The 13,248-nt window shown below is 44.6% G+C and carries 11 protein-coding genes; 2 read left to right on the top strand and 9 right to left on the bottom strand.

Annotated elements, in window-relative coordinates; genetic code table 11:
- Window positions 1-71: 71 nt before the first annotated feature.
- The 3 genes from HPY31_RS03680 to HPY31_RS03670 form a co-directional block, all read right to left on the bottom strand.
- Window positions 72-1,271: an FAD/NAD(P)-binding oxidoreductase gene (locus HPY31_RS03680; RefSeq protein WP_172138942.1), complete on the bottom strand. Its 1,200-nt coding sequence runs from the start codon at window positions 1,269-1,271 to the stop codon at window positions 72-74.
- Window positions 1,272-1,403: 132 nt separating this feature from the next.
- Window positions 1,404-2,048, bottom strand: a complete 645-nt coding sequence (locus tag HPY31_RS03675) for a response regulator (RefSeq protein WP_172138485.1) — start codon at window positions 2,046-2,048, stop codon at window positions 1,404-1,406.
- Entirely contained in the window at window positions 2,045-3,121 is a 1,077-nt protein-coding gene (locus tag HPY31_RS03670) for a PAS domain-containing sensor histidine kinase (protein WP_253901661.1), read from the bottom strand. Before HPY31_RS03670 ends, HPY31_RS03675 begins: the two co-directional genes overlap by 4 nt.
- 299 nt (window positions 3,122-3,420) lie before the next feature.
- Here HPY31_RS03670 and HPY31_RS03665 point away from each other — a divergent pair, with 299 nt between their 5' ends.
- The gene (locus tag HPY31_RS03665; protein ID WP_172138483.1) at window positions 3,421-4,620 is read left to right on the top strand and encodes an MFS transporter; all 1,200 of its coding nucleotides are present in this window, start codon (window positions 3,421-3,423) and stop codon (window positions 4,618-4,620) included.
- A 42-nt stretch (window positions 4,621-4,662) separates the two neighbouring features.
- Here the strand turns inward: HPY31_RS03665 and HPY31_RS03660 are convergent, their stop codons facing one another.
- The 6 genes from HPY31_RS03660 to HPY31_RS03635 all read right to left on the bottom strand — a co-directional run bounded on the left by HPY31_RS03660 (window position 4,663) and on the right by HPY31_RS03635 (window position 12,210).
- Complete coding sequence (locus HPY31_RS03660) at window positions 4,663-5,295, bottom strand: YczE/YyaS/YitT family protein (protein ID WP_172138481.1); 633 nt, start codon at window positions 5,293-5,295, stop codon at window positions 4,663-4,665.
- Window positions 5,296-5,401: 106 nt separating this feature from the next.
- Window positions 5,402-7,222, bottom strand: a complete 1,821-nt coding sequence (locus tag HPY31_RS03655; RefSeq protein ID WP_172138479.1) for a PAS domain S-box protein — start codon at window positions 7,220-7,222, stop codon at window positions 5,402-5,404.
- Window positions 7,223-7,347: 125 nt separating this feature from the next.
- A complete protein-coding gene (locus HPY31_RS03650) occupies window positions 7,348-9,108 on the bottom strand; it encodes a glycoside hydrolase family 36 protein (protein WP_172138477.1) in 1,761 nt (586 codons plus the stop codon).
- 25 nt (window positions 9,109-9,133) lie between these two features.
- Window positions 9,134-9,961: a carbohydrate ABC transporter permease gene (locus HPY31_RS03645; protein ID WP_172138475.1), complete on the bottom strand. Its 828-nt coding sequence runs from the start codon at window positions 9,959-9,961 to the stop codon at window positions 9,134-9,136.
- Between the two features lie 22 nt (window positions 9,962-9,983).
- Complete coding sequence (locus tag HPY31_RS03640; RefSeq protein ID WP_172138473.1) at window positions 9,984-10,940, bottom strand: carbohydrate ABC transporter permease; 957 nt, start codon at window positions 10,938-10,940, stop codon at window positions 9,984-9,986.
- A gap of 19 nt (window positions 10,941-10,959) precedes the next feature.
- Entirely contained in the window at window positions 10,960-12,210 is a 1,251-nt protein-coding gene (locus HPY31_RS03635) for an ABC transporter substrate-binding protein (protein WP_172138471.1), read from the bottom strand.
- A 134-nt stretch (window positions 12,211-12,344) separates the two neighbouring features.
- On the opposite strand from HPY31_RS03635, the gene HPY31_RS03630 reads away from it, so the two are divergent.
- Window positions 12,345-13,241 carry an AraC family transcriptional regulator gene (locus HPY31_RS03630; protein WP_172138469.1) on the top strand — a complete coding sequence of 299 codons (897 nt, stop codon included), beginning with the start codon at window positions 12,345-12,347 and terminating at the stop codon, window positions 13,239-13,241.
- Window positions 13,242-13,248 lie beyond the last annotated feature (7 nt).

Genomic DNA, 13,248 nt, shown 5'->3' with positions numbered 1-13,248 from the left:
TAACTCATGCAGATACCGGAGTGATTCCAGATCGTGCAAAATGGATGTCTCCTCTTCTTTCGAAAACTGCCTCACATCAATCCTTTTAGCATGCCTTTCCAATAAAGGATAGGGAGCAGTTCTTTTTTCATCAGGTACATACTGAATCTTTCTTTGGATTGGTCAAAAGGAAAGGTTTCGCACGGCTTCAGGTTGTAATCAAATTCGGCGAGTACTAGCTTGTTGTACCCCGTTACGAGTGGGCAGGATGTATAACCGTCATACTTGGCAGTCAATGGGTTACCATTGATCAGCGCGAGCAGGTTTTTCTCGACAACGGGCGCCTGTTTGCGAATAGCAGCTCCAGTTTTGGACGTGGGAAGATTCGCGCAATCGCCAATACCGAAAATTGTAGGAAATCTCTTGTGGACAAGCGTAAATGGATCGACATCGACCCAGCCTCCTGTGTCTGCCAATGCGCTGCTTGCAATGAAATCGGGCGCTTTCATGGGAGGGGTCACATGAAGCATGTCATACTTCCATACTACCTGCTCTTTGGTATCCAGATTCTCGAAGACGGCTTCTTTGGTATCCGCCCGTACCTCCAATAGGTTATGCTTGTATCTCGTTTCGATGTTCTTGCGACGAATGACCTTATTGAGGGTATTGGCATACGTGGGAACGTCAAAAATACTTCCTTTCGCTGATGCAAAAATGATCGCTGAGTCGTTGCGAACCTTTAACTTGCGAAAGTAATCATCGGCCAGATACATGATTTTCTGAGGGGCTCCACCGCATTTTACAGGTGAATTCGGATGGGTAAAAATGGCAGTCCCACCTTTAAAACTACGGATGGCTTCCCATGTACTTTCTACCGTTTGGTATGCGTAGTTGCTGCAAACGCCGTTCTTCCCGACGGCATCCTTTAAACCCTTTACCCCCTCCCAATCAAGTTGCAGTCCGGCAGCAACAACGAGGTAATCATAGGAAAAGACGGCTCCCTGCTTCGTACTAAGCCTGTTTTGTTCCGGTTGAAACATGGTGACCGCATCGTTGATCCAGTCAACGCCTGTGGGAATCAGAGAGGAGAGATCACGCTCGGTTTCCTCCTTTTTCGCGGCACCACCTCCGACTAATGTCCACAAAGGCTGATAATAATGCTTGGATGCAGGATCGATGATGGCGACTTGTCCCATGAGCCTTTTGGAAGCACGGACGAGACGGGCAGCAACAGAGATACCTGCTGAGCCTGCTCCCACGATCACAACCGAATAATGAACTTGTTTTGCCATAGCTCCTCCTTCGACGACCATTTGGTTTCCAATCATACGATGTTCGTTCATAAGATGCAGTCTCTCTATTCAGTTTATTCCGCTGACATTTTTTCCATATAGGGGAAGTCCCCTACTTTTGGATTCAAACCATTAAAACGCCAGATCGAGATATCTATTTTTTATGGCGTATTGGATCAATTGATGCTTGGAATCCAATCCTAGTTTCTGCATGATATTCGTTTTGTGGTTCTCCACGGTTTTGACGCTGATCAATAGCTTATCCGCCATTTCCTTATTGGTATAGCCGAGCACAATGAGTCTGACAAGCTCCTTTTCTCGCAGCGTTAAAACAGAAGGCAACGTCTTGGCATCCGATCTCAGCCATAGATTGATGATTTCTTGCGATACAGAAGTCTTGTAAAAGCACTTGCCTCTGTAAACCTCCACAATGGCTTGAAACAGCAGTTCTCCATGGCTGTTTTTCAAAATGTACCCATGGGCTCCGACCGTGATGGCCTTCTGGACGAAAATCTCCTCGTCATGCATGGTCAATATGACGATTTTCACCAAAGGATTCGACTTGCGAATCTCATTGCTTGCGGTAAATCCATCCAGCCCATTCGGCAATGACAAATCCATCAGCACCACATCGGGTTTTAGCTGATTGGCTTTCACGATGGCATCATTGCCTGTATGACTCTCTCCGACAATTTTAATTTGAGAGTAACTTTCGAGAAGCACACGCAATCCCTTCCGAATCATCGTGTGATCATCAACCAAAAGCACTCGTATCACTCTACTCTCCCTCCTTGTCCTGCTACCGTGACCTTGATCGATGTACCTTCGTGGAGCACGGATTGAATCTGAAGAGTCCCCTCCATCTGATCCACTCGCTCTTCCATATGTTTGAGGCCCAGACCAACCTGAACCTGATCGCGCACAAAACCGATTCCGTTATCCTGAATCAGCAGAGTCAGCAGGTCGTCTTCCTTGTACAAGATGACTTCAATGAGTGTGGCCTTCGCGTATTTCAGTGCGTTATGTAAGGCTTCTTGGATGACACGGTACAGATTGATTTCCAAGTTTGGCTGAAAATGATCACTGACATTGCTGTAAGAAAAGGTAATGGAAACATCCTGATGTGCTTTGTTCAAGCTAGAAACAAGATGCTGTACGGTAGGAATCAGCCCCAGTTGATCGAGACTATGCGGACGCAGCTGTAGAGAATACAGCTTGACGTCTTGTATTGCTTTTTCCAGCTCATTCACAATCTCTTGCATGAATTCCCGGAATTGTCCCCTCTCGTTGAGGCGTGCTTGAATGGCCTGAATACCTACTGAAACAGAATACAAGGATTGTCCTACGCCGTCGTGCAGCTCCCGGGCCAGGCGTTTGTGTTCATTTTCTTGAGCTTCTAGCGTTTTTTGCAGCACCTGCTTGGAGATTCTGACCTCCTCTTCTTTTTTCTTGACCGTCATATCTTTTAAAACTAATAGGACATCCTGCATGTTTTGTTCACCATTTTCATAGATAACAGCCGTGCTCATTTCCATGTCTACGAACCGACCTTCATAGGTAGGCATCGCAGAAAGAAAATAGGGAATCTCCCGTTTGGCAAGCAAATAGCAGCGTTCTTCTCCCGGTGCCAACTCTCTGTTTTGGCAGTAGGAGCAGAACGGGACCTTTTCTCCTCGTTTCCAACCAGTCATTTTCTCTGCGGATGGGTTCATCACCATAATTTTTCGTTCCTGATCCATGAGTATAATCCCGTCCTGCAAGTGATCGAAGATTTGCTTCAGATACCCGTTATCCATCGCTTTTGCTTCTTCACCAGATCGTTCAAAATAAGTCGGACTTTGATCCATCATAGGTCCTCCAAGCTGCAAGTTTTGTTTTATCCAATCGTAAGAGACAAAGGGGAGCGTTTCAAATAGGTACCTTCCCCTATTTTTGGGGTTTCTGGCACAAAGGCAATGCTGGATGGATATCGAAGGTTCGCCTGATAACGAATAAAGCGGTAGTTCCTTGGTGCAGGAATTACCGCTTTTTAAATATATGCGTAAAAAGAATACCTTGACTTAACAAAATAGAACAGGTAATCTTTACCCGCTACGTTAAAACGACAATTCCATCGCAACTTATACTGCAGAAAGGTTGTATTGACTTCATGGCGTTATCTCAAACTACTACCAAGAAACAGGTCAACAAGGAAAAGTCTTCGATCTCTTTGCTCTCTCTTACCGTGGGTTCCTTTGCCATTGGGATGACGGAATTTGTCATCATGGGTCTACTGCCGAATGTTGCAGAGGATTTGCATGTAAGTATCTCATCTGCGGGACAACTCATTACCATGTATGCGCTAGGGGTAGCTGTCGGAGCACCGATACTGACAGTCCTCACCCACCGGATTCCCCAAAAGAAGCTACTCTGTCTCCTTATGATTCTATTTATTCTCGGGAACGGAATCTCTGTTTTTGCTCCCAACTACGATATATTGATGGGAGCACGCCTGATTACCGCATTGACGCACGGGACATTCTTTGGGGTTGGGGCTGTTGTAGCCTCCAGTCTTGTAAGTCCTGACAAACGTGCCGCTGCCGTTTCCATTATGATGGCAGGTCTGACGATTGCTAATATTATTGGTGTGCCTCTGGGTACTTTCATCGGTCAACACATGGGATGGCGAGCCTCATTTGGTACGATTGCGATCATGGGAATGATAGCACTTGTCGGAATACTCGTTTTCGTCCCAAACATGCGGCAAGAAAACACTGGGAGTATCACTGGGCAAATTACTGCTCTACTCAAGCCCAAGCTTCTTCTATACCTCTTGATCGGAGCGCTAGGCAACGCTGGTCTATTCACCGTATTTACGTATATTACGCCGCTGCTGACGCAAATTACTGGTTTTGCTGAGTATCATGTAACCTGGATTCTTGTCCTCTTCGGCTGTGGTGTGACCATCGGTAATATCGTGGGCGGAAAGCTTGCGGATTGGAAGCTGATGCCTTCCATTCTCGGACTTTACTTCACGATATGCGTCATTTTAACGCTGTTTACGTTTACCATGTACAGTCCAATCGCTGCCGTATTGACCATATTTCTTTGGGGAGCTGCTTCTTTCGCTGTATTTCCAGGGCTGCAAGTACGCGTGATGAACCTCGCTCAAAATGCGCCAGCGCTTGCTTCTACTTCCAGTCATTCCGCCGGAAATCTAGGAAATGCTGCTGGTGCTTTCATTGGCGGTTGGGTTATTACCCATCTTGATATAACCTCTCTGCCATGGGTGGGTGCCGTGCTCGTAGCACTGGGTCTGATTTTGGGAATCGCATCCTATATGGCTGAACGCAAGCTGCAACAAAGCTGAAAAGGGTACTCAATATGAGCACCCTTTTTCTTTTTCTCTGGTCTAAGCCGTTCCGTATGATTTTGCCAAAATTCGCTCCCACATCGGAATAAATTGCTTGATAAGCGGTCCAATGGCAAGAGCCGTCACAAAAGTTCCCACAGAAACAGGACCGCCAAGTAACAAGCCTAACACCATGACTGTGCACTCTATACCGATCCTGACTTTACCGATGCCCCATCCCATTCGTTCATGTAAAGCTAACATAAAACTGTCACGTGGTCCGGCTCCCAATCGGGGTGAAATATACATACCTGTTCCGATCGTATAGATGAGCAGACCAACAACGAACAAAATAGCTCGTTCGAGAACGGTCTCTCCTGTAGGGATCCAGTTCAGCCACATGAATACGTCAATAAACAGCCCGAAGAAAAACATGTTTAAAAACATACCCACGTTCGGCCGGATCTTGCCAATGATGTAGGAAGCGAGAATAATCATGGCTCCCACGATTTGCGACCAAATGCCGATGGTCAGTCCAAATGTCTTCTGTAATCCGATATGCAGTGTATCCCACGGCGCAACACCTAAATGAGCCTCAATCATCATGCCAATACCAAACGCCATTACCGCCAGTCCGATCATAAACACGCTGTATCGAACTGCAAGCGGATGAAGCAGAGACTTCTTCCACATGATTTTCTCCCCCTCTACTCATTCTGACTTTTTCAGAACACGTAGGTGGGGATTTGGAGTAAGCTACCTTATTGATAGCGATTTGCGAATTCATTGAATCACCTTCCTAATTCGAAATGGGAAACATAATTTCCACAGTGGTACCTTTGTTGATCTCACTTGAGATGGTGATGGTTCCTTGATGATCTTTCATTATTTTATTGCTGACAAGTAAACCTAAGCCTGTTCCTTTCTCTTTCGTTGTATAAAAAGGTTCACCGAGTCTGGGCAGCAGCTCTTGGGAAATGCCACATCCATTATCGGTAAAGCGAATCCGCACTTGGTTATTCGGTAGACATGTGGTTTCGATGCTAATTGTGCCATTTGTCGTGATCGCATCCAGGGAATTCTTCAATAGATTGATAAAGACTTGTTTTACTTGATTTTCTTCTCCTTTAATCGCTATCGGAATATCGCTGAATATTGTGTTGATCGAAGTGTTGTTTCGATTTGCTTCTGATTCCAGAAACTTTACCACGCTTTCAATAAGAGGGTGTAAAAGAATCCGCTTCACATTCAGCGTTTGCGGCTTGGCCAACACAAGTAGCTCACTCACGATAAAGTTGATTCGATCTAACTCGGACAACATAATGTCCGTATAAGTGGCACCCCCCGATAGTGTTGGCCGCAAATATTGGATAAAGCCTTTCAATGCCGTAAGCGGATTTCTTATTTCGTGCGCGATACTTGCGGCCAATTCACCAATTACGGACAACTTCTCTGTTCTGCGGAGAAGCTCTTCGTTTTGCTTCCTCTCTGTTAGGTCACGTGTGATATTGATGAAGTATTGATTTCCACCATCTGAGCTAAAAAACGGCATCCCTCTTGATTCAAGGTAGATCCATTTCTCGTTTTCCAGTTTGTATCGATACTCACATGTAACCGGGATTTCGAACTGAATCATTGTGGAAAATCGCTCACAGACGAGCGCTGCATCTTCTGGATGTATGTTTTCAAAAATAATTTGGCTCGTACCTAATTTCTTCACATGAGAAGGTGAACTGTACGATACGTGACCGAATTTATCTATGACGGAAATGAAGTCTGCCGTGTGTTCGGCAATGAATCGATACTGTTCCTCGCTCTTGCGCAAGGCTTCTTCGGAGTGTTTTCGCTCGGTGATATTGCGTGAAACGAATAGAAAGCTATCAATCTCTTTGTTCTCAGACATAATCGGAACACAACGTGACTCCCAATACACCCACGATCCATTTTTATGACGTAATCGAATCTCCATTTGAACATTTTGGGGATGCATAGAGATTAAGGAACGCAGATCTTTCACGGTTTCTACATCATCAGGATGAATGAGATCAAAACTATTCGTTTGAAGAAATTCATCCTGAGTGTATCCCAAGTGGTGTTCGATAGAAGGAGATACAAAAAGATTATTCATGTGTACATCATGTTGGCAAATAACATCACTCGTATTTTCTACAAGGATGCGGTACTTTGCCTCGCTATTCACGAGTGCTTCTTCCGCCATTTTGCGGTCCGTAATATCTCTGGCGATAACGGAAGTGCCTACGATCGTACCTTCTGGATCTCTTATAGGCGAAGCCGTTAAACCAACGTGAACGATCTCACCATTTTTTCTTTGACGCACGGTCTCATAGCCCGTAATATTTTTTCCTTCAAATTTAACCTCGTGGAAAATTTCCTTTGTTTCGTGAATGAGATCTTCAGGTACGAGGCAGTACGGGTCATTCAGGAGGTCTTGATATGTCCAACCGTAGATTTTTTCAAAGGCACTATTCACAAAAAGTATATGACCCTGCATGTCCCTAATTGAAATCGCATCCGTAGTCGTTTCAACCAGTGACTGAAGCAGCTCTTTCATGTTGAACTGTTCTTGTCTAAGGTCGATTCGCTGAGCTTCTTTATCCATAGGTTTATACCTTCCTTAAACGAAGATTGTGAATAATGTTAATATTCTATACCGGTTGAAAATATCCTTGAGAAAATATCTATCCCACTAAAAAAATACCGCCCCTTGAAAAGGAGCGGCATCGATCATTTCAAACATGTAAGGATCACTAATCCCGACGGTTTTACCTTCAGCCGATGTGGCACCTTCTGAACTGCCAACGGAGCCATAGACACCAGGTTTCCGCAACAATCATAAATCTCTACTACTCTGTTAGGTAACTCTCTGTCTACATCCAAAACCAGCTCTTGGTGTAGTGTCCCGTTCATAATGAATAGCTTTTTATTGCCCGGCTCAACCACTTTCACGTATGGGCTACCGAATACTGCCATGACTACTTTCGATGAATTTCGCGCTTGAACATTCGGATAGAGTAACTCGGGAGCTTCTGCACGTAACTCTCCAAATAAAAGCACGTCTCTGTTTTCTCTCCAAAACTTCAACCAGAACTTTGTCATTTCGATATGCTCCGGCGGTAATTTCTCGAAGCGCATCGATAACTGTGGAACCGCAAACAAAACATTAATGAGCTGTAGGGCCGCATTTTCAACCGTATCTTCCGGGCTCCACATCAACATATCTGAGTGAACAGCTGTGTTACCGGAGAACAACCGCAAATCAATCGTCCCCACCCGATTGGTAACGGCATCATTCGGACAATCGGCAACCCGAAATATGTTTCCAAACCTTCTCATAAAGGGACCGATATACTTTTGACGAAATTCAATCATGACATCAGCTTTCCTGGCGTGTAACCGCGCGAAGATTCCTTCAAGCAAGCATTCAACCGCTTCCTGAACGGAGTCAAAATCTCTTCTCCCATCTTTTTCGAGGGCTTTGTCATTCGCTTTGTTCAAATCAAACTCATCTATAAAATCCAGCTTGAAGCCATCGACGCCCCATTCGTTCAGAGCAGTTTCATAAGTGGAAATCAAGTATTCCCGGACGTCCGGATATCTTGGGTCCAAAACACCTGCTTGCAGATGCTCTCGATAAACCAGCAGCTTATCTTTATAGGTATCCCACGCTTTCGAATGCAAACCGATAAAAGGCATGCTATACCACAAGATGTATTTCATTCCCATAGCCTGTACTTTTTGCACATGTGCTTTCATGTTGCCGATCTTTTGATGAGCGACCTCCCAATCCCCGCAATAGGCATATCCTCTTTGGTTATCGGTTGTTTGCCATCCGTCATCCACGATTACGGTGTCGCATCCGAGCTCTTTTGCCATTCTGCACTGTTCTTCGATCTCTTTATCTACAAGCTCTTGATGAAAAGAATACCAGGTAGAATACATCGGGAATGTTGCCGCTTTGGGTATCATACATGGCCGATAGGCATCCATGCTCTCGTACCAATAGGATATGGCCTGAATCGCTTGTTCAAAAGGAATGTCTCTTTGATCAATACGAATGGTTCCCTCATACCTTTTCATCGGTTTGGAAGGCTCTGAAAAAAGCGTGATTTGACAGCGAATTGTTCCGTCCTCTTCACGGATGCCCATGTGAAAGTTGACAGTCTCGATTGCATTGGAATAAGCAATAGCAAGGCGATTACGTCCATCTGAACTGAGAAAGCAACCAACAGGCGCAACAACCGTACCTTTGGAGGAAAAGCCTTTACTCCAATCGACTCCGAGACTTTTGTTGCGAAAACTGCCAGGATGCCAGTACGCTTGTATATTGACCGCGGGGTAATGCCATGCGAGTTGAACCTGTGGAAACGAAATTTCCTCATCTGATTCGATTACGACATGTACATAGGAGATGTCACCGTCAGTACATTCGTTTTGCAATTTGACCCGAAGCACAGAATCATGATAGGCCTCTATATGATGAACCATCTTCCTCCTCCTTTTTATGATGGATTTACTTGAATCCGGTAGTAGATGCTCCGTCCATGATGTATCGTTGAGCTAGGAAAAACACAAAAATGGGAGGAACGCAGATCAAGAGAGTCGTTGCCATGACGGATATGACATCCACATCGAACATCCCTTTAAACTGCATCAGGCCGAGCGTCAACGTATACTTGCTTTGATCGTTCAAGAAGATCAATGGGCCAAGGTAATCATTCCAGGAATTGATCATCTGATACACGCCTCCCACTACAAGTACTGGAGACATCAACGGAAGTATGATCTTCAAGTAGATTTGCAGGGAGTTGGCGCCATCTATTCGTGCGGCATCTTCCAGTTCTTTTGGGATTGTCAACAGGTATTGTCTGAATAAAAAGATAAAAAAGGGACTTCCAAACCACGTCGGGACAATCAAAGGCAGCAATGTATCGATCCAACCGAGCGCATTAAATTCAATGTACTGAGGAATGGCTGTCACATCCCAGGGGATCATCATAGATGCCAAAAGAATCATGAATAACGTATCTCTCCCCTTGAAGTCAAATCTGGCAAACCCATAAGCAACAAGGGACGAAGCGAGTAATTGTCCGATCACACCTAGCCCTGTCACGATCACGGAATTGAGCAAAAAAGTCATAAACGGCAGCTTGTTCCACGCCTCCAGAAAATTGCTGAAATGAAATTCGGATGGGAACCATACGGGTGGATAAACAAACGCTTCTTGAGGTGACTTGACAGCCGTTAAAAACATCCAGATAAATGGAGCAAGAAATAAAAAGCTGAAAAAAAATAGTACGGAGTGAATCATCCATTTATAAACACGATTGGGTTGAATCATCGTACCTCCCCCTACGTTTGGTTTATTTCTTCCCTTTCCTTTCATTTTCGTTATACACCCAGGTTTTCGATGTTTTGAACAATACAAAAGTCAGTGACAAAATGATCAGGAACATAAACCAGGCATTTGCCGCTGAGTACCCCATCTTAAAATAACGGAATGCGTTCTCATAGACGTACATGGCGTAAAAATAAGTCGACCGCAACGGCCCGCCTTTGGTGATGACCAAAGCAAACGTAAGTTGCTGAAATGCACTGATGACCGCTGTGATTAGATTAAACAACATAGTTGGGCTGAGCATGGGCAGAGTGATGGAGAGGAATTTGGAAAAGACTCCAGCACCGTCTATCTCTGCTGCTTCATACAATTCTTTGGGGATGTTTTTCAGTCCAGATAGAAAAACCAGCATCATGACACCTTGCCCCCATAATCCCGCAAAAACAATGGCAAAGAGTGACCACTCCGGATCGCTTAACCAACGCGGACCTTCAATGCCGAACCATGACAGAATATAATTCAGAAGGCCGTATTCGCCGTCATAGACCCAGGCCCAAATAAGCGACAACGAAACTCCTGCAATAACTGTCGGAAGATAAAAGATCGTTCGATACCAGGAGGAGCCTCCGACATTCTGATGTAATAGAAGGGCCAACAGCAACGATATCAAAATATTTAACGGAACCAGAATCGCAGCAAACTTGAAGGTAACCCCTAAGGACTCCCAAAAAATCGGATCATTCGTAAACATCTGCACGTAATTGTCAAAACCAATAAACTGGGGAGTACCGACTATTGGATAGTCAAAGAAACTGATGGCGAACGAAAACAAAAGAGGTCCCAGTGTAAAGGCTACAAATCCAATGATCCATGGGGAGATAAACAGGTAGGGTGTGAGATTCCCACGCCTTTTCTTTTGTGAAACAGCAATTTTCTCGATTCGTTCCCTCTTCTCTCTTGTCTGAATATTGGTCGAAATCATCTTTCAGATCGCCCCTTTGTTACTTCGTTTCAACGAACTGATTCGAAATTTTCACCGCTTTATCCAAGGCGTGGTCTGCCTGGTCTTTTCCGAGTAAAACAGATGAAATGGCATAATCCAGATTTTTATCGATTTCGTTCCATTTTGCATGGAGAAGGAAAGCCGGTACCTCATCGCCTTTCTCTAACATGGAATAAAAGGGTTTGCGCAATGGGTCTTCTGCGACTTTTGTTTCCTTGGCGACACTTTTTAGCGCTGGCATGTCGCCCTTCCGTATTTTGGCTCCCTCTGTAGAGACAAAAAATTTGACGAACTCCCACGCAAGCTCAAGTTGCTTGGTATCCTTTGCTATGGATACTCCCGCCGAATGAATCACACCTTTTACCGGCTTTCCAGGAAAGGCGGGTAATTCCACCGTACCAAAATCGAGCCCCGCTTCCTTAAATCCCTCCAATGGCCAAATGCCGTTTTCGATCATAGCGATTTTGCCTGACTTAAAGCTCTCTGTGTATCTGTCGCTCTCCACTACGATGGCACTTCCGTCTTTAATCAGATCGCTAAATAGAGAGATCGCTTCTTTTGTTTCTTGGCTGTTCATGAACCCTTCCAGTTTCTTCCCATCCGGACTGATGAAATTTCCACCATTGCTCCAGACGAACTCTTGGAAGGCATAAGAATTGTCTTTTTGCTTCAAGACAAACCCGTATTGCTTTTTAGCTGGATTGGACAGCTGTTTAGCTGCCGAACGAAAATCATCCCAAGTCCACCCTTCTGTTGGATAAGGAAGGCCTGCTTCATCGAAAAGTTTTTTATTGTAGTAAATGACACGGGTGACAAAGCCAACGGGTAATCCGTACGAGCTCCCTTCAAACTTGTGGTAGTTAAAGATGTTTTCATAGAAGTCCTCCGTGATGGACTTGGCAGCCGTATCCTTTGCGAGTAAAGCATCCATGGGCAGAAGAGACTGATAATAGGTAGGATAATTCCACATATACATCACATCCGGCGGGTTTTTCGTACCAAAGGAGGCGGCAATTTTATCGTCATATCCTTCCGCATAGGATTCCACTTGGACTTTGACATGAGGGTTTTTCTGTTCAAACAGCTTTGCAATATCTTGTTCATACTTCAAGCTCTCCCCAGTGTCCCAGGTAGCGAATCGAAGCGTAACCTGATTCGACGAGGGTGAAGCCATTTCATTGCTGCAAGCGGATACAAAAATTGAGGAAAGTAATAGAACGCAAACGATGGTCGATACGAATTTCTTCATGTAGTCTCCTCCTCGGGATAAAAAATTGTTGCGTTTAATATGTAGTGAATTTTCTGATAAAACATGTTACTTTAATCTTAAATCCCGCTTAAACGGCTATCAATCGTAATAAAGTGTGATCGGAGGGTAATATATTGCTGTATTTGATCAGTAAGAAAAACAACTATGGAAGCTACGGCTTTCGTTTTCAGGATGATTCTCGAAATGAAACAGCCAATATTTGGTCAATTGGCTGGCAAAGGCAAACTTCCGCCAGTTACGATTGGGATGGCTTAAATCGAAGCGATGTCGGGACATATGTCTTCCAATACACCATCTCGGGGAGCGGACGACTGGATATCGGGGAAAAGTCATACCCATTACGGGCGGGAAAAACCTTTCTGGTGGAAGTACCTAGCTGTCATCGATACTATTTTTCCGGAGAAAGTGATCACTGGGAATTTGTTTACATCACGCTTGTTGGCAGCCAAGCTACTGAATGCTGGAAGTACATACAAGCGAACGGGGGGCCTGTCTTATCGATTCCACCAGAAGCGAAGCTCGTCCAGCTTTTGCTCAAGATTTACCAGGAAGTTTGTGAAAAACGCGTGACTGATCTTTACTGTTCTTCAGCAAAAGCATATGAGTTCGTCATGGAGTGTTATCGATTTATGAAAAATATAGATAATCCTAGCAAGCAGGTACCGGATCGGATTTCGGAAGCCGTTTGTTTTATCCAAACTCATTACAAGGAAACCATATCGCTGCAAGACATCGCAAACGCGGCAGGATTATCTAGATACTACCTCATCAATCTATTTCGCGAATATTTGAATACGACTCCCCTTCAATACATCACCAAGCTTCGGATTGAAAAAGCAATGGATTTGCTTACCCAAACGAACCTCTCCGTCAATGACATTGCACTGGCAATCGGATACGCAAATGCCAACTATTTCAACAAAGTGTTCAAAAAGCTCATTGGGACATCCCCCGGTCAATTTCGAGAATGCAAAAACAGCTTGCCAACCACCCATATTCTGATCGAGTAAGTGAACA

It is taken from the genome of Brevibacillus sp. HB1.3 (genome assembly GCF_013186635.1).
Classification (GTDB): Bacteria; Bacillota; Bacilli; order Brevibacillales; family Brevibacillaceae; genus Brevibacillus; species Brevibacillus brevis_D.
Note: the sequence above shows the minus strand (reverse complement) of the source record. Positions and strands in the feature narration are given on the sequence as shown.

Excerpts from the sequence above, each read along its gene's own strand:
- HPY31_RS03635 (WP_172138471.1), bottom strand. The coding sequence starts at position 12,210 with ATGAAGAAATTCGTATCGACCATCGTTTGCGTTCTATTACTTTCCTCA.
- HPY31_RS03665 (WP_172138483.1), top strand. The coding sequence starts at position 3,421 with ATGGCGTTATCTCAAACTACTACCAAGAAACAGGTCAACAAGGAAAAG.
- HPY31_RS03655 (WP_172138479.1), bottom strand. The coding sequence starts at position 7,222 with ATGGATAAAGAAGCTCAGCGAATCGACCTTAGACAAGAACAGTTCAAC.
- HPY31_RS03670 (WP_253901661.1), bottom strand. The coding sequence starts at position 3,121 with ATGATGGATCAAAGTCCGACTTATTTTGAACGATCTGGTGAAGAAGCA.
- HPY31_RS03680 (WP_172138942.1), bottom strand. The coding sequence starts at position 1,271 with ATGGCAAAACAAGTTCATTATTCGGTTGTGATCGTGGGAGCAGGCTCA.
- HPY31_RS03660 (WP_172138481.1), bottom strand. The coding sequence starts at position 5,295 with ATGTGGAAGAAGTCTCTGCTTCATCCGCTTGCAGTTCGATACAGCGTG.
- HPY31_RS03650 (WP_172138477.1), bottom strand. The coding sequence starts at position 9,108 with ATGGTTCATCATATAGAGGCCTATCATGATTCTGTGCTTCGGGTCAAA.
- HPY31_RS03640 (WP_172138473.1), bottom strand. The coding sequence starts at position 10,940 with ATGATTTCGACCAATATTCAGACAAGAGAGAAGAGGGAACGAATCGAG.
- HPY31_RS03645 (WP_172138475.1), bottom strand. The coding sequence starts at position 9,961 with ATGATTCAACCCAATCGTGTTTATAAATGGATGATTCACTCCGTACTA.